The following is a 25,814-nucleotide window of genomic DNA, read 5'->3' as shown; positions in this document are numbered from 1 at the left end:
GTGCCCATCGGCTTCTGACCCGCTTCCTTGTCGACGTAACTCAGGTGCGGCCGGACGTTCGTCCGGTCGCGACGGCGGTCGGCACGGTGTGCCGACCTGGTCTCAACGGTCCTGACCCTCCAGATGATCCCGGACCGTCGTCAGGCTCGTGGGGCCCTCCGCCCGCAGTGCACGGGGGACGGCCCGCCGACGCTCGGCGAGATCCAGGCAGGCGAGGTCCGGATGGATCCAGGCGCCTCGCCCGGGCAGGATCCCCCGGACGTCGACCGCGACCACGGAGAGGTCGCCGGACGTCGGGAGCACCAGCCTCAGGAGCTCCGACCGCAGGTCACGGGCCCGGCAGCCGACGCAGGTCCGCACCGGACCCGTCTCGGACGGGAGGGAGGTACGGGAGCGCACGGAGTCCAGGGTTCGCGACCCGGTCCCCGTCAGTCTAGCGCGCCTGCTCATGACACTCGACCAAACCCGGGCAAGCCCCGCCGTCCCGGCCCGTTCAGGCGAGCTCCTCCGGCGCGTCCGCGACCGTGGCGCCGGCCTCCGCCTCGTCGGAACGGATGTCGATGCGCCACCCCGTCAGCTTGGCGGCGAGGCGGGCGTTCTGCCCTTCCTTGCCGATCGCGAGGGACAGCTGGTAGTCCGGGACGACGGCGCGCGCGGCGCGCGCGTCGGCGTCGACCACCGTGACCGAGCTCACCCGGGCGGGCGACAGCGCGTTGGCGACGAACCGGGCCGGGTCGTCGCTGTGGTCGACGATGTCGATCTTCTCGCCGTGCAGCTCCGCCATGACGGCACGCACGCGGGCCCCCATCGGGCCGATGCAGGCACCCTTGGCGTTGAGCCCGCTCACGTGCGAGCGGACCGCGACCTTCGTGCGGTGCCCCGCCTCGCGGGCCACCGCGGTGATCTCGACGGAACCGTCGGCCACCTCGGGGACCTCGAGCTCGAAGAGCTTGCGCACGAGCCCCGGGTGGGTGCGGCTCAGCGTGACCTGCGCGCCCTTGGCCCCGCGGGCGACCTCGACGACGTACGCACGCAGCCGCTCGCCGTGCACGTACTCCTCGCTCGGCACCTGCTCGTGCGGGGGCAGCACCGCCTCGGTGCCGCCGACGTCGACGAGCACCACGCGCGGGTCGCGGCCCTGCTGGATGACACCCGCGAGGACCTCGCCCTCCTTGCCGCGGAACAGGCCGAGGACCTGGTCGTCCTCGGCGTCCCGCAGGCGCTGGACGATGACCTGGCGGGCCGTCGCCGTGGCGATGCGGCCGAAGTTCGCCGGGGTGTGGTCGAACTCGGGGCCGAGCTCCACGTGGTCGCGGCCCTCCGGGTCCTCCGGGTCGGGGGTGCGGATCTGCTCGCGCGCCCACACGGTGACGTGCCCGGAGCGGCGGTCGACCTCGACGCGCGCGTTCGTCCAGGCGTCGGGCGTGCGGTGGTACGCCGACAGCAGCGCCTGCTCGATGGCCTCGACCAGGACGTCCAGGCTGATCTCCTTCTCGCGCTCCAGCAGCCTCAGCGTGCTCATGTCGATGTCCATCGTCAGCCCTCCTCGCCGTCGGCGGTGTCGTCCGCCTCGTCCTCGAGCCTGCGCAGCTCGACCTCCACCTTGCCCTTGCGCACCCGCGCCACCGGTACCCGGGTCCCGTCCTCCAGGACGGCCACGGGCTCGTCGGCCTCGTCCACGACGTCGACCAGCCGACCCTCGACGGCGGCGCCGTCGTCCAGGACGAGGCGCACCAGCCGGGTCCGGGCGCGACGGAAGTGCCGCGGCTCGGTCAGCGGACGGGTCGCCCCGGGGGTGGACACCTCGAGGGTGTAGGCGCCGGCGACCACGTCGGACTCGTCCAGCGCCGCCGAGACGGCCTTCGAGACCTCGCCGAGCGTGTCGGAGTCGAGCGAGCCGACGACGTCCTCGTCGAGGTCGACTGTCACCCGCACCACCGTCGTGCTGCCCGTCCGGACCTGCCGCACGTCCTCGAGGTACAGACCCGCAGCGTCGACCGCCGGTGCGACGGCCGCCCGTACGCGCTCGTCCGCGGCGCTCCGCCCTGCTGCCATCGCTGCCTCCCGTGGGTGTTCTCCCGCGCCGGGACGTCCCGCGGCCGGTGTGTGGTTGTGCGTCGTCCAGCGTAACGAACGCCGCCGGTCCCGCGTGCCGAACGACCCGCCCCCGCAGGTGGAGGAACGTCACACCCGGACGTGGCAAGATCAGGCCCGATGGATCCGCACCGCTCCCCCGCCCCCGCTCGTCGACGTCGCGGCGCCGCGCTGGGCGCCGTCCTGCTGACCCTCGCCCTCGCGGGGTGCGGGCTGCGGCTGGAGACCCCGCCCCCGGCGGAGCCGGTGCCGGACGCGCTGGAGATCGTCCGCCGCACGGCGGTGTCGGACGCCCTGTACGTCGCCGAGCAGGCGGAGTCCGCCGTGGTGACGCTGGACGGGCGCCGGGCCCGGCTCGCCGCCGAGCTGGAGCGTGTCGCGGACGACTCGCGCGAGCAGGCCGCCGAGCTCGGCGGGGAGTACGCGTCCGGGCTGGAGGTCCAGGCCCCGGTCTCCGGGTCGCCGGAGCCGAGCGCGGCACCGGTGGAGCCCGGCGACGTCGTGACGGCGCTCGTCGAGGCCTCCGGGCGGAGCCGCGTCGCGGCGGGCACCACCGCCGACGGGCCGCTCGCCCGGCTGCTGGCCTCCGTGGGCGCCGCCCAGGCCGTCTCGGCCGCGCGGGTGGGCGACCTCACCGACGCCGGCGCGCCCGACCCCGTCGACCCCTCCGTGCCCGCCCCCGACGCGTCGGCCGAACCCACCGAGCCCGCGTCCGCGGACGCCACCGACGCCGCGGGCGCCCTGCCGTCGGCCACGACCGACGAGGAGGAGGCCGCCGCCGACGAGGACGCGGACGACGTGGTGTCGAGCACTGCTCCCGACTCCGACGAGCCCGCGGTGCTGCCCCGGGGGCTCACCGCCGAGGACCTGCGCGTCCTGGTCGGGTCCGAGGACTCCGTCGGGTACGCCCTGCGGGTGCGGGCCGCCCTGCGCGACGGTGCGGCGCGGGAGCGCCTCGCGGCCCGTGCCGACGAGCACAGCGGGCGGGCGCGCTCGTGGGCCCTGCTGGCCGGGACGGCCGACACCGCCCAGGACCCCCGCCAGGTCGCCTACGCGGTGCCTCGCGGCACCAAGGACAAGGCGCTGGTGCGCGACGTCGAGGGCGACCTCGGCACCACCTACGCGTCCCTCGTGGCGACCACGGCCGCCGGGACGCGCGGCGTCCTGGTGGACCTCCTCGTGGAGTCGGCCCTCGTCCAGGACGCCTGGGGCGCGGACCCGGTGCCGTTCCCCGGCCTGCCGGAGCAGGCCGGGGACTGAGGTCCGACGGCGGGGCTCAGGCGTCGGCGAGGAGCTCGCGCACCCGCTCGACGGCGGTGGCGACGACCTCGCCGACGGGCACCTGGACCGCCTCGCCCGCCCGCGGGCGGAGCTCGACCACGCCGTCCGCGAGGCCGCGGCCCACGACGAGCAGCAGCGGCACGCCGAACAGCTCCGCGTCGGCGAACTTCACGCCCGGGGACACCTTGGGACGGTCGTCGTAGACGACCTCGACGCCCTCGGCCACGAGGGCGGCGGCGATCTCCTCGGCGGCGTCGAACACCTCGGTGCCCTTGCCGGTGGCGACCACGTGCACGTGCGCCGGGGCGACGTGGGCGGGCCAGGCCAGGCCGCGGTCGTCGTGGTTGGCCTCGGCGAGCGCGGCGAGCACGCGGGAGACGCCGATGCCGTAGGAACCCATCGTGACGACGGCCTGCTTGCCGTTCGGGTCGAGCACCTTGAGGTCGAGCGCCTGCGCGTACTTGCGGCCGAGCTGGAAGATGTGACCGATCTCGATGCCGCGGGCGAGCTCGAGCGGGCCGGAGCCGTCGGGGGCGGGGTCGCCCGCGCGCACCTCGGCGGCCTCGATCGTGCCGTCGCCGACGAAGTCCCGGCCGGCGACCAGGTCGAACACGTGGCGGCCGGCGCTGTTGGCGCCGGTGATCCACCGGGTGCCCGCCACGACGCGCGGGTCGAGCAGGTACGGCACGGCCGAGCGGGTCTCGCCCGTCCCGGGGTCGACGACCTGGGCGCCCTGCGGCCCCAGCACCTCGGGCCCGATGTAGCCCTTGACGAGCTCGGGGTGCGCGGCGAAGTCCGCCTCGCCCGCCGCCTCGGCTTCGGCCGGGGCCAGGGAGGCCTCCAGGCGCTTCATGTCGACCTCGCGGTCGCCGGGGACGCCGACGACGAGCAGGCTGCGCGCACCGTCGGGCTGGGTCACCGCGAGCACGACGTTCTTCAGCGTGTCCGCCGCGGTCCAGGGGCGGTCCGGACGGGGGTGGTGGGCGTTCGCGAAGTCCACGAGGGTCGCGATCGTCGGGGTGTCCGGGGTGTCCTCGACGTGCGCGGCCGGCGCGTCGTCGAACGGCAGCGCCTCCGGCACCGGCGTGACGACGGCCTCGACGTTGGCGGCGTAGCCGCCGGCGGAGCGCACGAACGTGTCCTCGCCGATCGCCGACGGGGAGAGGAACTCCTCGGACCGCGAGCCGCCCATCGCGCCGGACGTGGCGGACACGACGACGTACTCGAGGCCGAGACGGTCGAAGATCCGCTGGTAGGCGCCGCGCTGCTTCTCGTAGGCCGCGGCCAGGCCGGCGTCGTCGAGGTCGAAGGAGTAGGCGTCCTTCATGATGAACTCGCGACCGCGGATGAGGCCGGCGCGGGGGCGCGCCTCGTCGCGGTACTTCGTCTGGATCTGGTAGAGCGCGACCGGCAGGTCCTTGTACGACGAGTACAGGTCCTTGACCAGGAGGGTGAACATCTCCTCGTGGGTCGGCGCGAGCAGGTAGTCGGCCTGCTTGCGGTCCTGGAGGCGGAACAGGTTGGGGCCGTACTCCTCCCAGCGGCCGGTCGCCTCGTAGGGCTCGCGCGGCAGCAGCGCCGGGAAGTGCACCTCCTGGGCCCCGATCGCGTTCATCTCCTCGCGCACGACGGCCTCGACCTTGGCGAGCACGCGCAGGCCCAGCGGGAGCCACGAGTAGACGCCCGGAGCGGCACGACGGATGTACCCGGCGCGCACGAGGAGCCGGTGGCTCGCGACCTCGGCGTCGGCCGGGTCCTCGCGCAGGGTGCGGACGAACAGGGAGGAGAGCCGCAGCAGGTCGCCGCTGCGGTGGGACTCGATCGGCATGGGCACAGCCTAGCCGCGCGACCGGCGGCGCCCGGACGGGCCGGCGGCCCGCGGCGCCGGGGTGCGCGGCGGCGGGTGCGGCACCAGGATGGGAGACGTGCCCGAGCTGCCCGAGGTGGAGGCGCTGGTGCGGTTCCTCGGCGAACGCACCGGCGGACGGCGCGTGGTCGCCGCCGACGTGGCGCAGATCGCCGCGCTCAAGACGTTCGACCCGCCGCTGGGCGCCCTCGTCGACCGCACCGTGGTCGGCACGGCCCGGCACGGCAAGTGGCTGGACCTCGCGATGGCCGGCGACGACCCCGACGACGTGCTCCACCTGGTCTTCCACCTGTCCCGCGGCGGGTGGGTGCGCTGGTCGGACACGGCACCCACGACGCCCGTGCGTCCCCGGCTCGGGGGCAGCGGCGGCGGGCGCGCGGCGACGCTCGCCCTGCGGGTCCGGTTCGACGACGGCTCCGGGTTCGACCTCACCGAGGCGGGCACCCGCAAGCGGCTCGCCGTGCACGTGGTGCGCTCGCCGGACGACGTCGAGCAGGTGCGCACGCTCGGCGTGGACCCGCTCTCGGCCGCGTTCACGCCCGAGGTGTGGGCGGCCCTGGTCCGGGGGCGCAACCAGCAGGTCAAGGGCCTGCTGCGGGACCAGCACGCCGTCGCGGGCATCGGCAACGCCTACTCCGACGAGATCCTGCACGCGGCCCGCACGTCACCGTTCCGGCTGACGGGGTCGATGTCCGACGACGACGTCGACGCCCTGCGCGACGCCGTCGTCGCGACGCTGCGCTCGGCCGTCGAGGCGTCCGCCGGCCGGCCCGCCGCCGAGCTCAAGGACGCCAAGCGCCGGCACCTGCGCGTGCACGGACGCACCGGGCAGCCGTGCGAGGTCTGCGGGGACACGGTGCGCGAGGTGAGCTTCGCCGACAGCTCCCTGCAGTACTGCCCGACGTGCCAGACCGGCGGCAAGCCGCTGGCGGACCGTCGTCTGTCCCGGCTGGTCCGCTGACCCGCCGACCTCAGAACAGGATCGTCGCGAACGTGCCGACCTGCTCGAACCCCACCCGCCGGTAGGTCGCCAGGGCCGGGGCGTTGAACGAGTTGACGTACAGCGACACGACCGGCGCCACCTGCTGCCGGGTCGCCTCCACGACGGCCGCCATGCCCGGCGCGGCCAGGCCCTGTCCCCGCAGCTCGGGGTCGACCCACACGCCCTGGACCTGCGCCACCGGTCCGGCGACGGCGCCGAGCTCGGCCTTGAAGGACACCTGCGGCGCGCCGTGGCGCTCGTCGAGACGGACGAAGGAGCGCCCCTCGGCGATGAGGCCGCGCACCCGCGCGGCGTACGACCCGCCGCCGCCCGAGATCGGGGAGTAGCCGACCTCCTCGGTGAACATGCGCACGCACGCCGGCAGGACGAGGTCGAGCTCGTCGGGCCGGGACCGCCGCACGGCCGGGTCGGGCTCGACGTCGGGGGCGCGGTCGATCGCGAGGGACGGCTGGTCGGCGCGGACCTCGCGGGGCGCGGGCCAGACCCGGGACAACAGCTCCCACAGCCGCAGCGCGACCTGTTGGTCGCCCACGATCGAGCTCGACCGGCGGCCGAGGCGACGCGCCGCCCCGGCGAACGCCGCGACCGCGTCGTCGCGCTCCGCGCGGCTCAGGGTCGACGGCACGACGGGCACGATGTTGGCCCCGGCCCAGCACACCGCCTGCAGGGGGCCGGTGGCCGGGTAGCCCCACAGCTGCCCGCCGGCGGCGGCGATCCCGCCCCGGGAGGCGACCTCCACGCGGGCGGCGGCCAGGACGGACGCCACGGGGTCGGCGGCGCAGACGCGGCGGGCGTCCGCGAGGTCGGTGGCGCCCAGCACGCGGGCGGCACCGGAGTCAGGTTCCTGCGCGAGCATCGCCCTGTGCCCCCAGCTCGTCGGCCGCCAGCTCACCGCTCCCCCGTCACGACACCGTGACGACGGGCGGTCCCGCCACGGCGTCGTCGTCGGGTGCGGGCATCTGCTCGGCGAGCCGCATGGCCTCGTCGATGAGGGTCTCGACGATCATCGACTCCGGGACGGTCCGCACGACCTCCCCCTTGACGAAGATCTGGCCCTTGCCGTTGCCGGACGCGACGCCCAGGTCGGCCTCGCGCGCCTCGCCGGGGCCGTTGACGACGCAGCCCATGACGGCGACCCGCAGCGGGACCTCGAGGCCGTCGAGGCCGGCGGTGACGCGCTCGGCCAGCGAGTACACGTCCACCTGCGCGCGCCCGCACGACGGGCACGACACGATCTCGAGCTTGCGCTCGCGCAGGTTGAGCGACTGGAGGATCTGGAGCCCGACCTTGACCTCCTCGACCGGCGGCGCGGACAGGGACACGCGGATGGTGTCGCCGATGCCCTGGCTGAGGAGCGCGCCGAACGCGGTGGCGGACTTGATGGTGCCCTGGAACGCGGGACCGGCCTCGGTGACGCCGAGGTGCAGCGGCCAGTCGCCCCGCTCGGACAACAGCTCGTAGGCGCGCACCATGACCACGGGGTCGTTGTGCTTGACGGAGATCTTGAAGTCGTGGAAGTCGTGCTCCTCGAACAAGGACGCCTCCCACACCGCGGACTCCACCAGGGCCTCCGGCGTGGCCCGGCCGTACTTCTCGAGCAGCCGCGGGTCGAGCGAGCCGGCGTTGACCCCGATCCGCAGCGAGACGCCCGCGGCCGACGCCGCGGCCGCGATCTCGCGGACCTGGTCGTCGAACTTGCGGATGTTGCCCGGGTTCACGCGCACGGCCGCGCAACCGGCGTCGATCGCGGCGAACACGTACCGCGGCTGGAAGTGGATGTCCGCGACGACGGGGATCTGCGACTTCGCGGCGATCGCGGGCAGCGCCGCGGCGTCGTCGGCGGTGGGCACCGCCACCCGGACGATGTCGCAGCCCGCGGCCGTCAGCTCGGCGATCTGCTGGAGCGTCGCGTTGATGTCGTGCGTGGGCGTCGTCGTCATCGACTGGACGCTCACCGGGGCGTCGCCGCCGACCTCGACGTCCCCGACCCGGATCTTGCGCGTCGGTCGCCGGGGGGCGAGGACCGGTGCCGGCGGGGCGGGCATTCCCAGGTTCACGGACGTCACGCGCCCAGTATCGCCCGTCGCGGCGCGGGACACACTCGCTCGCCGGATTCGTCACCCGATCGTGGCCCGCGGGCACACGACCTTCACGTTCAGAACAGGCGGACCGGGTCCACGACGTCGGCGACCATGAGGATCGCGCCCACGCCGATCAGGAGCACGAACACGACGTACGCGACGGGCATCATGCGGGCGACGTCGGCGGGACCGGGACGCTCGGCCCCCCGCACCCGTGCCACCGTGCGGCGCGCGCCCTCGTAGAGCGCGTTGACGACGTGCCCGCCGTCGAGCGGCAGCAAGGGGATGAGGTTGAACATGAACAGCGCGATGTTGAGCGACGCGAGCAGCATGAGCATGAGCTGCACCCGGGCGAGCACGGTGTAGTCCTCCGCGCCCGCGGTGTCGACGGCCGCCCGACCCACGCCCACGACCGACATCACCGAGTCCTGCGAGCGCGGCTCGTCGGTGAACGCCTGCCGGGCCGCGTCGTACACGCGCACGGGGAGCGTGACGATCGCCCCGGCGGTGCCCGACACCTGGAGCCACACCGCCTCGGGGACGGTCGCCACGGGCAGCGCCTGCCGCTCGACCTCCGACGTCACGCCCAGCAGGGCGCCGTCGATCATCACGGGCTCCCCCGCGTCGTCGGTCACGGCGTACCCCTGGTCGTCAGTCAGCGGGCGCTCGGCGGGGGTGGGGGTGACGTCGAGGACGACCTGCTCGCCGTCCCGCTCGACCACCATCTCCACGCTCTGCCCGGCGCGGTCGTTGACCATCCCGACCAGCTGGGTCCACTCCTGCACCGGCTCGCCGTCGAACGAGACGACCTCGTCGCCCGGCAGGACGCCCGCGGAGGCCGCGGCGGAGTGGTCGCCGACGGACTCCACCGTCGTGGTCGCCGCCGGCATCCCGATGCCGAGGAACACCACCGCGAGCAGCACCACCGCGATGAGGAGGTTCATCACCGGGCCGCCGAGCATCACGACGAGCTTCTTCGGGGTGGACAGGTGGTAGAAGGCGCGGTGCTCCTCGCCGGGACGGATCTCGCTCACGCTCGCGTCCCGGGCGTCCGCGACGACCCGGGAGAAGAACCCCTCGCGCGGGCGCGTGCCCGCCGGGGCGGGCGGCATCATGCCCACCAGGCGCACGTACCCGCCCAGCGGGATCGCCTTGATCCCGTACTCGGTCTCGCCCCGGCGCCGCGACCACAGCGTCGGGCCGAAGCCCACCATGTACTCGCTCACCCGGACGCCGAACCTCTTGGCGGGCACCATGTGCCCGACCTCGTGCAGGGCGATCGAGACCAGGATGCCCAGCACGACCACGACGATGCCGACGACGACGGGAAGGATGTCCACGAGGTCGAGCGTAGGACACGTCGCGGGTGCCGGGCGTCGCCCGGGGCGTCGTCGCGCGCAGATGCGGTGAAGGCTTGCGGGCAGCCCCGTGGTCAGCCGGCCGCAGCGCCCAGCAGCTCGTCCGCGCGCGCCCGGGCCCACCGCTCGGCGTCCTCGACCGCGTCCAGGGTCACGGCGTCGACGGGCGTCCCGTCGTGCTCGGCGAGCACCCGCTCCACGACGTCGACGATCGCGAGGAACCCCGCCCGACCGCCGAGGAACGCGGCCACCGCCTGCTCGTTCGCGGCGTTGAGGACCGCCGGGTGCGTCGCCGAGGCGGCCAGCGCGGCCCGGGCCAGGCCCACCGCGGGGAAGGTCGCGTCGTCCAGCGGCTCGAACGTCCACGTGGCCGCGCGGCTCCAGTCGCACGCAGGCACGACGGCGTCGAGCCGGTCCGGCCAGGACAGCCCGAGCGCGATGGGCAGCCGCATGTCGGGCGGGGAGGCCTGGGCGAGCGTCGACCCGTCGTGGAACTCCACCATCGAGTGGACCACCGACTGCGGGTGCACGACCACGGCGATGTCCGCCGCCGGGACGTCGAACAGCAGGTGCGCCTCGATGAGCTCCAGGCCCTTGTTCATCAGGCTGGCCGAGTTGATCGTCACCACCGGACCCATCGACCACGTCGGGTGCGCGAGCGCGTCGGCGGGTGACACCGCGCGCAGCTCGTCCCGGGAACGCCCGCGGAACGGCCCTCCGGACGCCGTCAGGACGAGGCGGCGCACCTCGGCGCGCGCACCACCCCGCAGCGCCTGGGCGATCGCCGAGTGCTCGGAGTCCACGGGGACCACCTGGCGGTCGGCGGCCGCGGCGCGCACGAGCGCGCCGCCGACCACCAGGGACTCCTTGTTCGCCAGCGCGAGCGTCGACCCGCCCGCCAGCGCGGCCAGCGTGGGTCGCAGCCCCACCGACCCGGTGACGCCGTTGAGGACGACGTCGCTGCCGCGGCCCGCCAGCTCGGTCGCCGCACCCGGACCCGTGACCACCTCGATCCCGGACGCCGCCGCACCGAGCCGGGCGCGCAGCGCGTCCCGCAGCGCGGGCGCGGCGCCCGGGTCCGCCAGGCCCACCGTCCGGACGCCGAACCGGGCGGCCTGCTCGGCCACCCCGGCGGCGTCGGAGCCCGCCACGAGCCCGACGACGACGAACCGGCCCGGGTGGGCGGCCACGACCTCGAGGGCCTGCGTCCCGATCGAACCCGTGGACCCGAGGATCGTCACCGTGCGCGTCATGCCCGCCATCCTGGCAGGCCTGCGGCCGTCCGGCCGCGCGACGTCACTCGACGCCGAGCAGGACCTCGATCGCGCGAGCCAGGAAGCGGTCCACCGAGGCCTCGGAGTACGCCTCGGCGCCCTTCGCCCGACCGAACGTCGCCGAGCGCACCTCCGCCGCCGTCAGCGGCTCCTGGCGGTCGAAGTAGCCGACGAGCCGGTCGCACAACGCGTCCACGTCGTCCATGTCGTACCCCTGCTGGCCGCGCTCCGCCGGGGCGAACTTCTGCCCGTCGCGACGGCCCAGCCGCGGGTACAGCGTGCGCGCCCGCTCGGCGAGCGCGCCCATCCACGCGTCCTGACCGTGCTGGTTGACGAACTCGGCCCGCTGCCGGGCGATGAACGCGCCCTCCAGACGGTCCAGCGCGGCGTCGACCTCGTGGGTGTTGTACCCGCCGCGCACGAGCTCGAACGTCGAGCCTGCGATGTCGGCGTTCGTCATCGGCTCCGGCGTGCGGCCCTCGTAGGCCTGCCGGGCGTGGTCGAAGAAGTCGTCGACCTCGTCCGGGTCGTACCCGGTCTTGATCTTCGACACGGTCGAAAAGAGCGTGCTCACTCGTCGTCCTCCTCGGCGGCCAGCTGCCCGCAGGCGCCGTCGATGTCGCTCCCGCGGGTGTCACGGATCGTGGTGGGGATGCCGTGCCCGCGCAATCGTGCCACGAACTCGTCCTCCACGGAACGGTCGCTGGCCGTCCAGATCGACCCCGGCGTGGGGTTCAGCGGGATGGGGTTGACGTGCACCCAGCCGCGACCGCGCTCGTTGAGCTTCTTGCCCAGCAGGTCCGCGCGCCAGCCGTGGTCGTTCATGTCCTTGATGAGCGCGTACTCGATCGACACGCGGCGCTTGGTCACCTCGAAGTAGTGGCGTGCGGCGTCCAGCACCTCGTCCACCGAGAACCGCGTGTTGATCGGCACCAGCTCGCTGCGCAGGTCGTCGTCCGGCGCGTGCAGGCTCAGCGCGAGGGTCACCGGGATGCCCTCGTCCGCCAGCCGTCGCATCGCCGGCACCAGGCCCACCGTCGACACCGTGATGTTGCGCGCCGACATCCCGAAGCCCTGCGGCTCCGGCGCGACCAGCGTGCGCACCGTCTCCATCACCGCGCGGTAGTTCGCCATCGGCTCGCCCATGCCCATGAACACCAGGTTGTTCAGGCGCGCCCGCCCGCCCGGGATCTCGCCGCGGTCCAGGGTGCGGAACGCCGCGCGCACCTGCTCCAGGATCTCCGCCGTCGACAGGTTGCGCGTCAGGCCCAGCTGACCCGTCGCGCAGAACGGGCACGCCATGCCGCAGCCCGCCTGCGACGACACGCACAGCGTCGTGCGGTGCGGGTAGCGCATCAGCACCGACTCGACCTTGGCGTCGTCGAACAGGTGCCACAGCGTCTTGACGGTCGTGCCGCCGTCCGCCTCCATCCGGCGCGTCGGCCGGATCAGGGGCGGGAACATCGTGGTCGCCAGCGCGTCGCGGGTCGCCTTCGGCAGGTCCGTCATCTCGGCGGGGTCCGAGGTGTAGTGGGTGAAGTAGTGCGCCGCGAGCTGCTTGGCCCGGAACGGCTTCTCCCCCATCTCCACGACGGAGGCCGCCCGCTCCTCGGGCGTGAGGTCCGCGAAGTGGCGCGGCGGCTTGCCGCGGCGCTTCGGGGCCATCTGCAGCGGGATCGGCGGCGTCTCGTCGGACGGCCGCACGGCGGGGACGCCGAGGTCGGTCCTGGTCGGGTTGTCGGTGGGTGCCACAGCAGGCTCCTGAGGTTCAGACGGTGGTGGCCAGGACGAGGTAGACGAACGGGGCGGTGACCACCAGGGAGTCCAGGCGGTCCAGCACGCCGCCGTGGCCCGGCAGCAGCGATCCCATGTCCTTGAGGTCGAGGTCGCGCTTGATGAGCGACTCCGCGAGGTCGCCCACGGTCGCCGTGACGGCCGTCAGCACGCCCAGCGCGACGCCGAGCGCCCAGGACGACTCCAGGACCCACACCGCGCCCACGACGCCGACCACGACGGCCAGGGCGATGGAGCCGGCCAGCCCTTCCCAGCTCTTCTTGGGACTGATCGACCGGGCCAGCGGGTGGCGGCCGAACATCACGCCGGCGACGTAGCCGCCGACGTCGTTCGCCACCGCGAGCAGGACGAACAGCACGACCCGCAGCTCGCCGCGCGGCTGGTCCAGGATCAGCAGGACGAAGCCCGCGAGGAAGGGCAGGTAGGTCGCCGCGAACACCGCCGCGGCGGCGTCGCGCAGCGCCCGTGGGCCGGACCCGTCCAGGACGCGCCACACGACGACGCCCCCGACCGTCAGCACAAACGCGACGAGCAGCGCCTCGGCACCGGCGGCGTAGGCCGACACCGCCATCCCCGCCCCGCCGACCACCAGGGGCGTCAGCGGGACGTGGATGTCACGGCGCGCGAACGCCGCGCGCAGCTCCCACAGCGCGGCGCTCTGCGCCACCACCACGAGGGCGACGAACGGTTCCGGGCGGAACCAGAGGGAGGCGGCGAGCAGCGCGAGGAGCCCGACGCCCACCGCGATCGCCGCCGGCAGGTTGCGGCCGGCACGGGAGGTGCGCTGCGCGTCGACGGGTGCCATCAGACCTCGAGCAGCTCGCTCTCCTTGCCGGCGAGCAGCTGGTCGACCAGCTCGACGTGCTTCTTGGTGAGGACCTCGAGCTCCTTCTCCGCGCGCACGCCCTCGTCCTCGCCGACCTCGCCGTCCTTGACCAGACGGTCGATCTGCTCCTTGGCCTTGCGGCGCACGCCGCGCACCGCGATGCGGGCGTCCTCCGCCTTGCCCTTGGCCATCTTCACGTAGTCGCGGCGACGCTCCTCGGTCAGCGCGGGCATGATGATGCGGATGGCGTTGCCGTCGTTCGACGGGTTCACGCCGAGGTCGGACTCGCGCAGCGCCTTCTCGATGGTCGTCATCGAGCTCTTGTCGAACGGCGTGATGAGCACCGTGCGCGCGTCGGGGATGTTGAACGACGCGAGCTGCTGCAGCGGCGTGGGGGCCCCGTAGTAGTCCACCTGGATCGAGGAGAACATCCCGGCGTTGGCACGCCCCGTGCGGATACCCGCGAACTGCTCCTTGGCGAAGTCGATCGCCGTGTCCATCTTCTCCTCGGCCTCGAGGAGGGTCTCGTCGATCACCCGGTGCTCCTTGTTCGTTCGCGGTTCGTGGTGTGGATGGTGGTTCAGCGCGTCGTGATCGACGTGCCGATCTGCTCACCGAGCAGCGCACGGGTCACGTTACCCGTCTCCTCGAGGCCGAACACGCGCATGCGCACGTCGTTGTCCCGGCAGAGGGCCAGTGCCGTGTCGTCCATGACGCCGAGACGCTGCACGAGCGCGTCGGTGTAGGTGACGTGCTCGAGGCGGCGTGCGTCCGGGTTCGTGCGGGGGTCCGCCGAGTAGACGGCGTCGACCCCGTTCTTGCCCATGAGGACCTCGTCGCAGTGCGTCTCCAGCGCGCGCTGCACCGAGACCGTGTCCGTGGAGAAGTACGGCATCCCGGCGCCCGCGCCGAAGATGACCACGCGGCCCTTCTCCAGGTGGCGGATCGCGCGCAGCGGGATGTACGGCTCGGCGACCTGCCCCATCGTGATGGCGGTCTGGACGCGCGTCTTGATCCCGTCCTGCTCGAGGAAGTCCTGGAGGGCGAGGCAGTTCATCACCGTGCCGAGCATGCCCATGTAGTCGGCACGCGCCCGGTCCAGGCCCGCCCGGGACAGCTCGGCACCACGGAAGAAGTTCCCGCCGCCGACCACGATCGCGACCTGCACGCCCTGGCGGACGGCGTCGCCGATCTCCTGCGCGACCCGCCGCACCACGTCCGTGGCGAGCCCGACGCTCCCGCCGCCGAACGCCTCGCCCGAGAGCTTGAGCAGCACGCGGCGGGCGCCGGTGGCGTCGAAGGCGGGCTCGGAGGTCCGGGTCTCGGTCTGGTCGATCTGGGTCATGACACCGTCCGTCTCTGTCGACGCCCGGGACCGCACGACCCGGGACGAGGTCTCCTGGCGCATCCTGACACCGGATGCCCGTGCCCGCCCCTGCAGCCGGCGGCCGTGGGCGAGCATGCGACGGCCCGGCCGCACCGAGGTGCGGCCGGGCCGGGTCGCGTCAGTTGCCGACGCGGAAGCGGACGAAGCCCTTGAGCTCGCCACCGGTGGCAGCGACGTGCTTGCCCACCGTGGTCTTGGTGTCCTTCGCCAGCGGCTGGTCCACGAGGACGGCGTCCTTGAAGAACCCGTTGAGGCGACCCTCGACGATCTTCGGCAGCGCGGCCTCGGGCTTGCCCTCGGCGATCGACACCTCGCGGGCGATCTCGCGCTCCTTCTCCACGACGTCCGCGGGGACGTCCTCGCGGGTCAGGTAGGTCGGGGACAGCGCGGCGATGTGCTGCGCGACGTCCTTGGCGGCGGGCTCGCCGGCCTCGTCCGTCACGACCAGGACGCCGATCGACGGCGGCAGGTCCTTGGCGGTCTTGTGCAGGTACGCGGTGACCTTCGGGCCCTCGACGCGCGCGACACGGCGCAGCACGACCTTCTCGCCCATCGTGGCGCCCTGCGCCGCGATGGTGTCGCCCACGGTGCCCTCGGCGGCCGGGGCGGCCAGGGCCGACTCGGCGTCGGTCGCACCGGCGGCGTCGGTGGCCTCGAGGACGGCCTCGGCGAGAGCGATGAACTTCTCGTTCTTGACGACGAAGTCCGTCTCGGCGTTGAGCTCGATCATCGTGGCGGTCTGGCCGCCGTCGACGTCGGAGACCTTGACGGCCACGAGGCCCTCGGAGGTGGCGTTGCCCTCACGCTTGGCGGCGCGGGCGAGGCCCTTCTTGCGGATGATCTCGACGGCCTTCTCGGCGTCGCCGGCGGCCTCGTCGAGGGCCTTCTTGACGTCGAGCATGCCGGCACCGGTGCGCTCGCGCAGCGCCTTGATGTCAGCGGCGGTGTAGTTCGCCATGGGGGTGTCCTCCGTGCAGGTGGGTCGGTGTGCGGTGGGCGGGGTGCGGGCCGGCCGGCGTGCGGCCGGCCCGCACCGGGCTCACTCGGACTTCTCGGCGCCCTCGGCCTCGGCCGGAGCGGCCTCGGTGGCGTCGGCCGGAGCGGCCTCGGCGGGGGCCTCCTCCGCCGGGGCGGCCTGGGCCGCGGCGTCGGCCTCGGCGCCGGCGAGGAGCTCGCGCTCCCACTCGGCCAGCGGCTCGGCCTCGGCCTCGGCGGCGTCGCCCTTCTTGCCGGAGGCGCGCTGCATGAGGCCCTCGGCGACGGCGTCGGCGATCACGCGGGTGAGCAGCGTGACGGAACGGATCGCGTCGTCGTTGCCCGGGATCGCGAAGTCGACCTGGTCCGGGTCGCAGTTCGTGTCGAGGATCGCCACGACGGGGATGCCGAGCTTGCGGGCCTCGTCGACGGCCAGGTGCTCCTTGTTGGTGTCCACGATCCACACGGCCGACGGGGTCTTGGCCATGTCGCGGATGCCACCGAGGGTGCGGGCGAGCTTGTCCTTCTCGCGACGCAGGACCAGGAGCTCCTTCTTCGTCAGGCCGGAGGCCGCGACGTCGTCGAAGTCGATCTCCTCGAGCTCCTTGAGGCGCTGGAGACGCTTGTGCACGGTGGTGAAGTTGGTCAGCATGCCACCGAGCCAGCGGTGGTTCACGTAGGGCATGCCGACGCGCGCGGCCTGCTCCGCGACGGGCTCCTGCGCCTGCTTCTTGGTGCCGACGAACAGGATCGAGCCGCCGTGGGCGACGGTCTGGGAGACGAACTCGTAGGCGCGGTCGATGTACGACAGCGACTGCTGGAGGTCGACGATGTAGATGCCGTTGCGCTCGGTGAAGATGAAGCGCTTCATCTTCGGGTTCCAACGGCGGGTCTGGTGCCCGAAGTGGACACCGCTCTCGAGGAGCTGGCGCATGGTCACGACGGCCATGACACGTCCTTTCGCCGTACGCCCCGGGATCAACCCGGTGGCGCACGCGTCGGCGACCGCCCCGCACGGGGGGCCGCGGTTCCGGTTGTCGGTGGCGGGCGTCGGGCCCGTCACCCCTGGCGTCACCCGCGTCGGCGCCGACCGGGGCGGGATGCCGCGGGCGGACCGCTGCCGACGCGACCGCGCCCCGGCCCCCGGCCTCCCGGGTCCCGCGACGCGTCCGTGACGCGCGATGTCGACCGGCGCCCGCACCTCTCCCCCGGGGGCAGGCCGACAGGCCTGGACGGAGGTGGATGCGGACACGGTTGGTCGCAGCGGACAGTCTACCCGACCGTCCTGAACCGTGGGACCGGCCGCGGACGTGGTGTGCAGCACCTCGGCGAGCGTCCACCGACGCCCCGCGCGGGCCGCACTCCACAGCACTCGTGCGCGCCCGGGAGGACCGCCGCGCCCGCGACCACGCTGGACCCCGTGAGCCGACCGACCACCGTACCCGCCCGCCGCCCCGCGGCCCCCCGCCGCCGGGGTCGCCGTGCCGCCCGCGCGGCCGCCCTCGTCCTGCTGACGCTCCTGCCCGCCGCGTCGGCCGACGCAGCCGTGACCACGGCAACGGGCGCCGAGGGCGACCCGGTCGGCGCGCCCGGCACGACGCACCACGCCCCCGCACCCGGCTGGCGCGCACCCGTCGACGGCGCCGTCGTCGCGCCCGCCGACCTCCCGACCGCCCGCTGGCTGCCCGGGCACCGCGGCGTCGACCTCGCGTCCGCTCCCGGGGCGCAGGCCGTCGCCCCCGCCGACGGGGTCGTCACGTTCGCCGGTGCGGTGGCAGGACGCCCCCTGGTCGTGGTGACGCACGGCGAGCTGCGCTCCACCCTCGAACCCGTCGAGGCGACCGTCCCCGTCGGGTCCGTCGTCCCCGCCGGGCGAGCCGTCGGCGTCGTCGTGGGCACGGGGTCGCACTGCGCCCCCGCCACGTGCCTGCACTGGGGCGTGCGCCGCGGCGAGGAGTACCTCGACCCGCTCGTCCTCCTCGGCCGCGCCGCGCCGATCGTGCTGCTGCCGCTCACCGGCTGACGCCGGCGGGCGGGGACGCCGCACGGGGCCCGGCGCAGGGCGGCGGCCCCGTCCCCGGCCAGGCCGCTCAGGCGCGGGGGAAGGCCTGCTGGAACACACTGCGCAGCCGCTCGGCGTCCACGTGCGTGTACCGCTGCGTCGTACCCAGGTCGGCGTGCCCGAGCACCTCCTGCACGGACCGGAGGTCCGACCCCCCGGCCAGCAGGTGCGTCGCGGCCGAGTGGCGCAGCGCGTGCGGCGCGACGTCCTCCACGCCCGCCGTCGCGGCGAGGGCGTGCACCGACTCCCGCGCCTGGCGCTGACCCCAGCGGCCGCCGCGGTCACCGAGGAACAGCGCCGCCGGAGAGCCCGCGTGCCGGAGCTCGGGACGGCCCTCGTCCGCCCAGCGGCGCAGGGCGCGCGCCGCCGGCACGCCGAACGGCACCACCCGCTCCTTGCCGCCCTTGCCCAGCACCCGCACGAGACGCTCGTCGAGGTCCAGGTCCCCCACGTCCACCTGCACGAGCTCGCCGACCCGCACCCCGGAGCCGTACAGCAGCTCGGCCGCCGCCCACGCGCGCAGCGCGGCCGGACGCCGCTCCGGCTCGGCGCCCGCCACGGCCTCCTCGGCGGACTCCATCAGCCGCCGGGCGGCGGGGACGGACAGCACGGTGGGCAGCGTGCGGGCGACCTTGGGTGTCGCGAGGCGGGACGAGACGTCGGTGGCCACCAGCCCCTCGTCGTGCGCCCAGCGCAGGAACGACCGCGCGGACGCGCCCCGCCGGGCCAGAGTGGCCCGGGACAGGCCACGGTCGGCCTGGGCCGCGAGCCAGCCGCGCAGGAGCGCGAGGTCCACGTCGTCGAGCGTCGCGGCCCCGTGGCGCACGGCGTGGCGCAGCAGCCCGGTGACGTCGGCGCGGTAGGCGCGGCGGGTGTGGTCGGAGTGCCCCTGGCGGGTGGCGAGGAACCGCGTGAAACCGTCCACCGCGCTCGCGAGCGCGGTGGGCAGCGGGGGCAGGTCCGGGTCCGGCATCGTCGCCCAGTGTGACGCCGGCCACCGGGGTGACGTCGCAGGTGGCCCGGCGTTTCGCGTCCTCGCGCCGGGCACGGTCGCTCCCCGCTCGCACGGTGGAGGCTCAGTCCCGCCGCCAGCGTCCTCCGTCACGGCGGACGAGCCCGCGCCGCTCGAGCCCGCCGAGCAGCGTGAGCACCCGGCGCGGGTCGAGTCCCGCGGCGCGCGCCACGGAGTCGACCGACGCCGCCGACCGGGCCGGGACCGCGTCCCACAGGACGCGCTCGTCGGGTCCCAGGGCGTCCCGCGGGAGCTCCGTGCGGGGCGGCGGCGCGGCGACCTCGGCCCCGACCGCCCCCGCCAGGTCCGCCACGTCGTCGGGACCGGTGACGCAGACCGCCACGGCGTCCCGCAGCAGCGCGTGGCACCCCGCGGACGCCATGGAGGTCACGGGGCCGGGCACCGCGCCGACCGGTCGCAGCAGCTCCGCCGCCCGGCGCGCGGTCGACAGCGCCCCGGACCGGTGCGCGGCCTCCACGACCACCGTGGCCGACGTCAGCGCGGCGATGACGCGGTTGCGGGCGAGGAAGCGCTGGCGGAACGGAGCGGACCCGGGCGGGACCTCGCTGAGGACGGCTCCCGTCGCCGCGACGCGCCGCAGGACGTCCTCGTTGCCCTGCGGGTAGAAGCGGTCGACACCGCCCGCCAGCACGGCGCAGGTGGTGCCCTCCGCCGCGACGGCCCCCCGGTGCGCGGCCACGTCGATGCCGTAGGCGCCGCCCGAGACCACCGTGAAGCCGCGCTCGGCCAGCCCGGAGCCGAGCTCGGCGGAGACACGCTCGCCGTAGGACGTCGCGGCGCGCGCCCCCACGACCGCGACGGACCGGCGCGACCACGACGCCACGTCGGCGCGGCCACGCACCCACAGCACGAGCGGCGCGGCGGGACCGAGGTCGTCGAGCCGGGTCGGCCAGCCCGGGTCGCCGGGCAGCAGCAGCGTCCCGCCGCACCGGTCGAGGACGCGCAGCTCGCGCCGCGGGTCCAGGGACGCCAGGCGGGGCGCCCACCGCCCGACCGCGGCGGCGAGGCGCTCGGCGGCGCGGCGCCGGCCGGCGGGCGGGAGCCCCGGCGGCACGCCCGAGCCCGGGTCCCCCGCGAGGGCATCCGCACCACCCGCACCGGCGACCGCGCGCCCCGGGTCCGCGACGGCGTCCACGAGCCAGGCCAGCGCGCCCGGCGCGCCCAGCTGGGCGACCAGGGCGCCGGCCACGACGTCGCCCGGCTCGGCCAGGCGGCTCCACGCCGCGGCGGCGAGGCGGGGGTCGTCGCCGTCGAACACCAGCAGCCGCGCGGCACGCGGCACGGTCGGGGCCGGCCCCCGGTCCGGTGTCGTGAGGTCATCCACGGTGCTCTCCCGTCCGGAGCACCAGGGCGGTGTCCACGTCGTCGACGGTCGGGACCTCCCGACCGTCCAGGTCCGCCACGGTGCAGGCGACGCGCAGGAGCCGGTCGGCTCCGCGCAGGGACAGCACGCCCGCGTCGATCTGTCGCTCCACCCTAGACAGCAGCCCCGCCTCGCCGCGCAGCCGGTCCCGCAGCCAGGGACCGGGCAGCTCGGCGTTGGTGGTCCAGGTCGTCCCGGCGTGCCGGGCCCGGGCCGCCTCCCGGGCGTCCCGGACGCGGTCCGCCACGGTCGCGGTGGACTCCCCCGCCGACCCGAGCACGCGGTCGGCCCGCGTCGGGCCGTCGAGCCGGACGTGCAGGTCCACCCGGTCGAGCAGGGGGCCCGACAGCCGCCCGAGGTACCGGCGGCGGGCGAGCGACGTGCAGCCGCAGCCCGCCCCGGCGTCGGTGCCCGCCATGCCGCACGGGCACGGGTTGGCCGCCAGCACGAGCTGGAACCGGGCGGGGTAGCGGGCCGCCCCGCCCGCCCGGTGCAGCACCAGCTCGCCGGCCTCCAACGGCTGGCGCAGCGTCTGCAGCACGCGCGGGCTGAACTCGGGGGCCTCGTCGAGGAACAGCACGCCACGGTGCGCGCGGGACACGGCACCGGGCCGGGCGAGGCCCGACCCGCCGCCGACGACCGACGCGGGGGTGGCGGTGTGGTGCGGGTCCTCGAACGGTGGCCGGCGCAGCAGCCCCTGCCCGGGGTCGAACGTCCCCGCGACGGAGTGCACGCTGGTCACCTCGACGGCCTCGTCGTCGGTCAGGTCGGGCAGGATGCCCGGCAGCCGTGCCGCGAGCATGGTCTTGCCGGCGCCGGGCGGTCCCACCATGAGCAGGTGGTGGCCGCCGGCGGCGGCGATCTCGAGCGCCAGACGTGCCTCGTGCTGACCGAGGACGTCGGCGAGGTCGCCGACGGCGCGCCGCGCGGGCACGGGCCGGGGGCGGGAGACCGCGCCGACGACCGGTTCGTGCGCGAGGTCGCCGCCGTGGAGCCGGACGACGTCGGCGAGGTGGGCGGCGCCGTGGACGCGGGCGCCGGGGACCAGCGCGGCCTCCGCGGCGTCCTCGGCCGCGACGACCACGTCCGACAGGCCCGCGCCGACGGCCGCGGCCACCGCGGGCAGCACGCCGCGCACCGGCTGGAGGCGGCCGTCGAGCCCGAGCTCGGCGAGGTGGACGACCCGGTCCAGGCCCGGCGCGGGCAGCAGCCGGTGACCGGCGAGGACCGCCACGGCGACGGCGAGGTCGAACGCCGAGCCGGACTTGCGCAGCGACGCCGGCGAGAGGTTGACGGTGATCCGCCGGTGCGGCCACTCGATCCCGGTGGACAGCACGGCGGCGCGCACCCGGTCGCGGGACTCGGCGAGCGCGGCGTCGGGCAGCCCGACCAGGGTGAACCCGGGCACGGAGGCCGCGAGCTGCGCCTGCACCTCCACGAGGTGTCCCTCCATGCCGGTGAGGGCGACCGCGGCGGTCGTGGCGAACCCCATCACGACACCCCGACGAGGTGCTCGACCTGCGCGGCGCCGGCGCGCGGCAGGACGACGGCGACGACGTCGATGCGGACGTCCCGCGCCCCGGGGTGGGCGTGCAGCCACTCCCCCGCGAGGCGTCGCAGCCGTGCCAGCTTGGCCCGGGTGACGGCCTCGGCCGGGTGCCCGTGGGCGAGCCCGCGCCGGGTCTTGACCTCGACGACCACGACGGTCCCGCCGTGGCGCACGACGAGGTCGATCTCGCCCGCCGCCCCTCGCCAGTTGCGGTCGAGCACCTCGTAACCGAGCCCGGTCAGATGCCGGGCGGCCAGCTTCTCGCCGTAGCGCCCGACGGCGTCCTTCGCCTGCACGGAACCACCTCCGCGCAGCACGCTGCCGCGCGGGACCGGTCGCCCGCCACGGGCGGCAGGGCGGCCTGTGGATCGTCACCACCCCGGCGGTCCTGTGGACGGGCCGGCGAGGTGACGTCCGTGCGTCAGAGGGCGATCTCGGCCTTGGCGAGCTCCTCGACGTTGACGTCCTTGAAGGTCACCACCCGCACGGACTTGACGAACCGGGCCGACCGGTAGACGTCCCACACCCACGCGTCGGACAACCGCACCTCGAAGTACACCTCGCCGGCGGCGGACCTCACCTGGAGGTCGACCTGATTGGCGAGGTAGAACCGTCGTTCGGTCTCCACCACGTACGAGAACAGCCCCACGACGTCCCGGTACTCGCGATAGAGCGCGAGCTCCATCTCGTTCTCGTAGTTCTCCAGGTCCTCAGCGCTCACGCGCCCATCATCCCACCCGGGAACGGAAGGACACGTCGAGCGGTGTCCCGAGGCTCGCCTGCTCGGAGATCTCGCGCACCACGTCGGACCGGCCGGCCGGGGCCGGAGGCGCGGGCGGCGCGTCCTCCAGGACCCGCAGGTTCCAGGAACGACGGTGCTGCGGGGTGGGGCCCTGGCGGCGCAGCGCGTCCAGGTGCGCCGGCGCCGAGTAGCCCTTGTTCTGGTCCCACGCGTAGTGCGGGTACTGCGCGGCGAGCCGTCGGAGCAGGCCGTCGCGCTCCACCTTGGCCAGCACGCTGGCCGCCGCGACCGACGAGCACTGCAGGTCGGCCTTGACCAGGGTCCGCACGCCGGGCTCCGGGGCGTCGAGCCCGCTGCCGGGGTCCAGCGCGGCCGCCTCGAACAGGTCGGCGGCCGGGCGGCTGAGCCAGTCGTGGGAGCCGTCGAGCAGCACCGCGTCGACGTCGCCGAGGCTGCGCCGCACCTGGGCCAGTGCGCGCCGGCCCGCCAGCCGCAGCGCGGCGACGATGCCGTGCGCGTCGATCTCCGCGGGGCCGGCATGGCCCACGGCCCAGGCGACCGCCCAGTGCCGCAGCGGCTCCACCAGCGCCTCGCGCGCCGTCGGCGACAGCAGCTTGGAGTCGGTCAGCCCGCGCGGCGCCGTCCGGGTGGTCGCGTCGACGACGACGAGCCCGACGCTGACGGGTCCCGCCAGCGCGCCACGCCCCACCTCGTCCATGCCGCCGACCAGGCGCGCACCCTCGGACAGCAGCGCCCGCTCGGTGCGCAGCGTGGGACTGCGGCGTCGCGCGGCCCCGGTCATGGCTCCGGTACCTCGGCGAAGACGTCGGCCGGGTTGCGCAGCAGCGTCATGTCGGGGAACGGCCAGACGATGACGAAGGCGTTGCCCACCACGTTGTCGATCGGGACGAACCCGCCGCCGGGCTTGCCGGTGTTGTACCGGGAGTCCTGGGAGTGCTGGCGGTTGTCACCCATGACGAACAGCATGTCGTCGGGCACGACGGTGGAGAACTCCGTCTGGCTCGGCACCGAGCCCGGGGCGATGTACGTCTCGTCGATCGGCACCCCGTTGACGCTCACCCGACCCTCGGCGTCGCAGCACTCGACCGTGTCCCCCGGCATGCCGATGACGCGCTTGATGAGGTGCTCGCCGGTGTCCTGCGGCAGCAGACCGACGAAGGTGGCGGCGTCGCGCACGGCGTTGCCGACCGGGCCCTTGTCGGGCGCCTCGTACGGGGGGAGCCAGCCGCCCGGGTCCTTGAAGACGACGACGTCGCCGCGGTGCACGTCGAGCACGTCCGGGACGAGGCGGGAGACCATGACGCGGTCGCCGATCTGGAGGGTGTCCTCCATCGACGAGCTCGGGATGAAGAACGCCTGGACCAGGAAGGTCTTGATCAGCCACGACAGCACGAGCGCCGAGACGACGATGATCGCGGTCTCGCGCAGCAGGCTCATGCCCCGTCCGCCGCGGTGCCCCGAGGGTGCGGCGGCGTGGGCGGGGGCGGACTCCGAGCGGGTCGTGACCTCCTCGTCGGAGGGGCGGCTCGCCGGGGCGTCGTCGTCGGGACCGTGCCGACGGTTCGGGGACGTCATGGGGTCGGAGTCTGCCACGAGCACACCTTCCCACGGGCCTGCCGGGAAGGCGAAACGCCGACGGGCGGCACCTCCCGCAGGAGGTGCCGCCCGTCGGCGTGGCGGCGGCCCGGACGGGGCCGCACGGCTCACTTGGCGGGGGTGTCGCGCTTCTCGCGGATCTTCGCCTTCTTGCCGCGCAGCTTGCGCAGGTAGTACAGCTTGGCCCGGCGGACGTCACCGCGGGTCACGAGCTCGATCGACTCGATGGTCGGGGCGTGCACCGGGAAGGTGCGCTCGACGCCGACGCCGAAGCTGATCTTGCGGACGGTGAACGTCGAGCCGATGCCGTTGTTCCGGCGGGCGATGACGATGCCCTGGAAGGCCTGCACACGGGAGCGGTTGCCCTCGATGACCTTGACGTTGACCTTGACGGTGTCGCCGGCGCGGAAGTCCGGCACGTCGGAGCGCAGCGAGGCTGCGTCGACGAAGTCGAGCGTCTTCATGTTCTCTCCCCACCCTGCCACAGGTCAGAGCAAGCATCGGAGGGCCGGCACGGCGGCGCGGACCCTGGTGTCGTCAGTGGTGGTGCGCCGTGTCTCGGCCCGCTGGTCTCCCCTGTGGCAGAGTCCGGGCTGCGGCACACCGACGCACCATTCTGCCACAACGCCCCGCGCGGCGGGCGCGGGCAGGTCGTGACGCGCACCACCGGCCCGTCGGGCGGGCACGCGACCTCGGCTCAGGAGCCGTCGCCCGGGTGGACGCCGTCCTCGTCGACCGTCCAGCCGAGCCCTGCGAGCACCTCGCGGTCGCGGCGGTCGAGCCCGGCCGGGTCGAGCGCCGCGACCATGTCCGGGCGGCGCCGGGCGGTGCGCTCGAGCGCCTGGTCACGACGCCACCGCTCGATGCGGCCGTGGTGCCCGGACAGCAGGACCTCCGGCACGTCGTGCCCGTCCCACGCCGGGGGCTTGGTGTAGACCGGGTACTCCAGCAGGCCGGCGGCCCCGTGGGACTCCTCGACCAGGGAGTGCGGGTTGCCGACGACGCCCGGCAGCAGCCGGCCGACGGCCTCGATCATGACGAGGGCCGCGACCTCGCCGCCGTTGAGGACGTAGTCGCCGATGGAGAGCTCGCTCACCGGGTGCCCCGCCGCGCGGTAGTGCTCGACGACGCGCGCGTCGATGCCCTCGTACCGACCGCACGCGACCACCAGGTGCTCCGCCTCGGCCAGCCGCTCGGCGTGCCGCTGGGTGAACACCTCCCCCGACGGCGTCGGCACGACGAGGTGCGCGCCCGCGGGCGGCTCGCCCGCGCCGGCGGGATCGCCCATGAGGTCGTCCAGCGCGCGACCCCAGACGTCGGGTCGCATGACCATGCCCGCGCCCCCGCCGAACGGGGTGTCGTCGACCGTGCGGTGCCGGTCGGTCGTGAAGTCGCGCAGGTCGTGGACCCGCAGGTCGAGGAGCCCGGACCGGCGCGCCTTGCCCACGAGGGACAGGTCCAGCGCCGCGAGGTAGTCGGGGAAGATCGTGACGACGTCGACCCGCACG

27 protein-coding genes are annotated in these 25,814 nt (G+C 74.8%); 3 read left to right on the top strand and 24 right to left on the bottom strand.

Features of this window, described 5'->3' with window-relative positions:
• Positions 1-102 precede the first annotated feature (102 nt).
• From ATJ88_RS07195 to ATJ88_RS07185, 3 genes are read right to left on the bottom strand one after another with little or no spacing between them, the layout of a single operon-like run.
• Complete coding sequence (locus ATJ88_RS07195; RefSeq protein ID WP_098463230.1) at positions 103-450, bottom strand: YlxR family protein; 348 nt, start codon at positions 448-450, stop codon at positions 103-105.
• A 43-nt stretch (positions 451-493) separates the two neighbouring features.
• Positions 494-1,534 carry a transcription termination factor NusA gene (nusA, locus tag ATJ88_RS07190; protein WP_098463229.1) on the bottom strand — a complete coding sequence of 347 codons (1,041 nt, stop codon included), beginning with the start codon at positions 1,532-1,534 and terminating at the stop codon, positions 494-496.
• Between the two features lie 2 nt (positions 1,535-1,536).
• Positions 1,537-2,055 (bottom strand): ribosome maturation factor RimP, encoded by a 519-nt coding sequence (locus tag ATJ88_RS07185; protein WP_098463228.1) that lies wholly within the window; start codon positions 2,053-2,055, stop codon positions 1,537-1,539.
• 159 nt (positions 2,056-2,214) lie between these two features.
• On the opposite strand from ATJ88_RS07185, the gene ATJ88_RS07180 reads away from it, so the two are divergent.
• Positions 2,215-3,354 carry a DUF4439 domain-containing protein gene (locus ATJ88_RS07180; RefSeq protein ID WP_098463227.1) on the top strand — a complete coding sequence of 380 codons (1,140 nt, stop codon included), beginning with the start codon at positions 2,215-2,217 and terminating at the stop codon, positions 3,352-3,354.
• 16 nt (positions 3,355-3,370) lie between these two features.
• Here ATJ88_RS07180 and ATJ88_RS07175 read toward each other — a convergent pair whose 3' ends face one another.
• Entirely contained in the window at positions 3,371-5,203 is a 1,833-nt protein-coding gene (locus ATJ88_RS07175) for a proline--tRNA ligase (protein ID WP_098463226.1), read from the bottom strand.
• A 97-nt stretch (positions 5,204-5,300) separates the two neighbouring features.
• Here ATJ88_RS07175 and ATJ88_RS07170 point away from each other — a divergent pair, with 97 nt between their 5' ends.
• Entirely contained in the window at positions 5,301-6,203 is a 903-nt protein-coding gene (locus tag ATJ88_RS07170; protein ID WP_098463225.1) for an Fpg/Nei family DNA glycosylase, read from the top strand.
• Between the two features lie 10 nt (positions 6,204-6,213).
• Here ATJ88_RS07170 and ATJ88_RS07165 read toward each other — a convergent pair whose 3' ends face one another.
• The 11 genes from ATJ88_RS07165 to rpsB form a co-directional block, all read right to left on the bottom strand.
• The gene (locus tag ATJ88_RS07165) at positions 6,214-7,101 is read right to left on the bottom strand and encodes a GNAT family N-acetyltransferase (RefSeq protein ID WP_098463224.1); all 888 of its coding nucleotides are present in this window, start codon (positions 7,099-7,101) and stop codon (positions 6,214-6,216) included.
• 46 nt (positions 7,102-7,147) lie between these two features.
• A complete protein-coding gene (ispG, locus tag ATJ88_RS07160; protein ID WP_098463223.1) occupies positions 7,148-8,290 on the bottom strand; it encodes a flavodoxin-dependent (E)-4-hydroxy-3-methylbut-2-enyl-diphosphate synthase in 1,143 nt (380 codons plus the stop codon).
• 110 nt (positions 8,291-8,400) lie between these two features.
• Entirely contained in the window at positions 8,401-9,666 is a 1,266-nt protein-coding gene (locus ATJ88_RS07155) for a M50 family metallopeptidase (RefSeq protein WP_098463222.1), read from the bottom strand.
• A gap of 92 nt (positions 9,667-9,758) precedes the next feature.
• A complete protein-coding gene (dxr, locus tag ATJ88_RS07150) occupies positions 9,759-10,937 on the bottom strand; it encodes a 1-deoxy-D-xylulose-5-phosphate reductoisomerase (protein ID WP_098465190.1) in 1,179 nt (392 codons plus the stop codon).
• Between the two features lie 43 nt (positions 10,938-10,980).
• Positions 10,981-11,532 carry a DivIVA domain-containing protein gene (locus ATJ88_RS07145; protein ID WP_098463221.1) on the bottom strand — a complete coding sequence of 184 codons (552 nt, stop codon included), beginning with the start codon at positions 11,530-11,532 and terminating at the stop codon, positions 10,981-10,983.
• Positions 11,529-12,623: a dual-specificity RNA methyltransferase RlmN gene (gene rlmN, locus ATJ88_RS07140; protein ID WP_245852619.1), complete on the bottom strand. Its 1,095-nt coding sequence runs from the start codon at positions 12,621-12,623 to the stop codon at positions 11,529-11,531. The genes ATJ88_RS07145 and rlmN overlap by 4 nt, the downstream gene beginning before the upstream one ends.
• A 103-nt stretch (positions 12,624-12,726) precedes the next feature.
• On the bottom strand, positions 12,727-13,557 hold the full coding sequence (locus ATJ88_RS07135; protein ID WP_098463220.1) for a phosphatidate cytidylyltransferase: 831 nt from the start codon (positions 13,555-13,557) through the stop codon (positions 12,727-12,729).
• On the bottom strand, positions 13,557-14,114 hold the full coding sequence (gene frr / locus ATJ88_RS07130) for a ribosome recycling factor (protein ID WP_098463219.1): 558 nt from the start codon (positions 14,112-14,114) through the stop codon (positions 13,557-13,559). Before frr ends, ATJ88_RS07135 begins: the two co-directional genes overlap by 1 nt.
• 44 nt (positions 14,115-14,158) lie before the next feature.
• Entirely contained in the window at positions 14,159-14,923 is a 765-nt protein-coding gene (gene pyrH / locus ATJ88_RS07125) for a UMP kinase (RefSeq protein ID WP_245852205.1), read from the bottom strand.
• 160 nt (positions 14,924-15,083) lie between these two features.
• Entirely contained in the window at positions 15,084-15,923 is an 840-nt protein-coding gene (tsf, locus tag ATJ88_RS07120; RefSeq protein ID WP_098463218.1) for a translation elongation factor Ts, read from the bottom strand.
• Between the two features lie 81 nt (positions 15,924-16,004).
• Complete coding sequence (gene rpsB / locus ATJ88_RS07115; RefSeq protein WP_098463217.1) at positions 16,005-16,889, bottom strand: 30S ribosomal protein S2; 885 nt, start codon at positions 16,887-16,889, stop codon at positions 16,005-16,007.
• 471 nt (positions 16,890-17,360) lie between these two features.
• Here rpsB and ATJ88_RS07105 point away from each other — a divergent pair, with 471 nt between their 5' ends.
• Positions 17,361-17,963 carry a murein hydrolase activator EnvC family protein gene (locus ATJ88_RS07105; RefSeq protein WP_245852203.1) on the top strand — a complete coding sequence of 201 codons (603 nt, stop codon included), beginning with the start codon at positions 17,361-17,363 and terminating at the stop codon, positions 17,961-17,963.
• Positions 17,964-18,030: 67 nt separating this feature from the next.
• Here the strand turns inward: ATJ88_RS07105 and ATJ88_RS07100 are convergent, their stop codons facing one another.
• The 9 genes from ATJ88_RS07100 to trmD form a co-directional block, all read right to left on the bottom strand.
• Positions 18,031-18,975, bottom strand: a complete 945-nt coding sequence (locus ATJ88_RS07100) for a tyrosine recombinase XerC (RefSeq protein WP_098463215.1) — start codon at positions 18,973-18,975, stop codon at positions 18,031-18,033.
• A 103-nt stretch (positions 18,976-19,078) separates the two neighbouring features.
• Positions 19,079-20,359, bottom strand: coding sequence for a DNA-processing protein DprA (gene dprA, locus ATJ88_RS07095; RefSeq protein WP_342744839.1), 1,281 nt, complete (start codon positions 20,357-20,359; stop codon positions 19,079-19,081).
• Complete coding sequence (locus ATJ88_RS07090; RefSeq protein ID WP_098463214.1) at positions 20,352-21,890, bottom strand: YifB family Mg chelatase-like AAA ATPase; 1,539 nt, start codon at positions 21,888-21,890, stop codon at positions 20,352-20,354. The genes dprA and ATJ88_RS07090 overlap by 8 nt, the downstream gene beginning before the upstream one ends.
• Entirely contained in the window at positions 21,890-22,243 is a 354-nt protein-coding gene (locus ATJ88_RS07085; RefSeq protein WP_098463213.1) for a YraN family protein, read from the bottom strand. The genes ATJ88_RS07090 and ATJ88_RS07085 overlap by 1 nt, the downstream gene beginning before the upstream one ends.
• A 125-nt stretch (positions 22,244-22,368) precedes the next feature.
• Positions 22,369-22,668: a DUF2469 domain-containing protein gene (locus tag ATJ88_RS07080; RefSeq protein WP_098463212.1), complete on the bottom strand. Its 300-nt coding sequence runs from the start codon at positions 22,666-22,668 to the stop codon at positions 22,369-22,371.
• Positions 22,669-22,675: 7 nt separating this feature from the next.
• Positions 22,676-23,491 carry a ribonuclease HII gene (locus ATJ88_RS07075; RefSeq protein ID WP_098463211.1) on the bottom strand — a complete coding sequence of 272 codons (816 nt, stop codon included), beginning with the start codon at positions 23,489-23,491 and terminating at the stop codon, positions 22,676-22,678.
• A complete protein-coding gene (gene lepB, locus ATJ88_RS07070; RefSeq protein ID WP_245852202.1) occupies positions 23,488-24,303 on the bottom strand; it encodes a signal peptidase I in 816 nt (271 codons plus the stop codon). Before lepB ends, ATJ88_RS07075 begins: the two co-directional genes overlap by 4 nt.
• Before the next feature lie 110 nt (positions 24,304-24,413).
• Positions 24,414-24,770 (bottom strand): 50S ribosomal protein L19, encoded by a 357-nt coding sequence (gene rplS / locus ATJ88_RS07065; RefSeq protein WP_098463209.1) that lies wholly within the window; start codon positions 24,768-24,770, stop codon positions 24,414-24,416.
• Positions 24,771-25,003: 233 nt separating this feature from the next.
• Entirely contained in the window at positions 25,004-25,813 is an 810-nt protein-coding gene (gene trmD / locus ATJ88_RS07060) for a tRNA (guanosine(37)-N1)-methyltransferase TrmD (protein WP_098463208.1), read from the bottom strand.
• Position 25,814 lies beyond the last annotated feature (1 nt).

Origin of the sequence: Isoptericola jiangsuensis (assembly GCF_002563715.1) — a bacterium.
In the GTDB taxonomy this organism is placed as follows: domain Bacteria; phylum Actinomycetota; class Actinomycetes; order Actinomycetales; family Cellulomonadaceae; genus Isoptericola; species Isoptericola jiangsuensis.
This window is presented reverse-complemented; position numbering and strand designations above follow the sequence as displayed.

Excerpts from the sequence above, each read along its gene's own strand:
- ATJ88_RS07075 (WP_098463211.1), bottom strand. The coding sequence starts at position 23,491 with ATGACCGGGGCCGCGCGACGCCGCAGTCCCACGCTGCGCACCGAGCGG.
- ispG (WP_098463223.1), bottom strand. The coding sequence starts at position 8,290 with ATGCCCGCCCCGCCGGCACCGGTCCTCGCCCCCCGGCGACCGACGCGC.
- tsf (WP_098463218.1), bottom strand. The coding sequence starts at position 15,923 with ATGGCGAACTACACCGCCGCTGACATCAAGGCGCTGCGCGAGCGCACC.
- nusA (WP_098463229.1), bottom strand. The coding sequence starts at position 1,534 with ATGGACATCGACATGAGCACGCTGAGGCTGCTGGAGCGCGAGAAGGAG.
- ATJ88_RS07180 (WP_098463227.1), top strand. The coding sequence starts at position 2,215 with ATGGATCCGCACCGCTCCCCCGCCCCCGCTCGTCGACGTCGCGGCGCC.
- rplS (WP_098463209.1), bottom strand. The coding sequence starts at position 24,770 with ATGAAGACGCTCGACTTCGTCGACGCAGCCTCGCTGCGCTCCGACGTG.
- pyrH (WP_245852205.1), bottom strand. The coding sequence starts at position 14,923 with ATGACCCAGATCGACCAGACCGAGACCCGGACCTCCGAGCCCGCCTTC.
- ATJ88_RS07135 (WP_098463220.1), bottom strand. The coding sequence starts at position 13,557 with ATGGCACCCGTCGACGCGCAGCGCACCTCCCGTGCCGGCCGCAACCTG.
- ATJ88_RS07090 (WP_098463214.1), bottom strand. The coding sequence starts at position 21,890 with ATGGGGTTCGCCACGACCGCCGCGGTCGCCCTCACCGGCATGGAGGGA.
- ATJ88_RS07165 (WP_098463224.1), bottom strand. The coding sequence starts at position 7,101 with ATGCTCGCGCAGGAACCTGACTCCGGTGCCGCCCGCGTGCTGGGCGCC.
- ATJ88_RS07175 (WP_098463226.1), bottom strand. The coding sequence starts at position 5,203 with ATGCCGATCGAGTCCCACCGCAGCGGCGACCTGCTGCGGCTCTCCTCC.
- ATJ88_RS07185 (WP_098463228.1), bottom strand. The coding sequence starts at position 2,055 with ATGGCAGCAGGGCGGAGCGCCGCGGACGAGCGCGTACGGGCGGCCGTC.
- ATJ88_RS07195 (WP_098463230.1), bottom strand. The coding sequence starts at position 450 with ATGAGCAGGCGCGCTAGACTGACGGGGACCGGGTCGCGAACCCTGGAC.
- rlmN (WP_245852619.1), bottom strand. The coding sequence starts at position 12,623 with ATGGCCCCGAAGCGCCGCGGCAAGCCGCCGCGCCACTTCGCGGACCTC.
- dxr (WP_098465190.1), bottom strand. The coding sequence starts at position 10,937 with ATGACGCGCACGGTGACGATCCTCGGGTCCACGGGTTCGATCGGGACG.
- rpsB (WP_098463217.1), bottom strand. The coding sequence starts at position 16,889 with ATGGCCGTCGTGACCATGCGCCAGCTCCTCGAGAGCGGTGTCCACTTC.
- ATJ88_RS07100 (WP_098463215.1), bottom strand. The coding sequence starts at position 18,975 with ATGCCGGACCCGGACCTGCCCCCGCTGCCCACCGCGCTCGCGAGCGCG.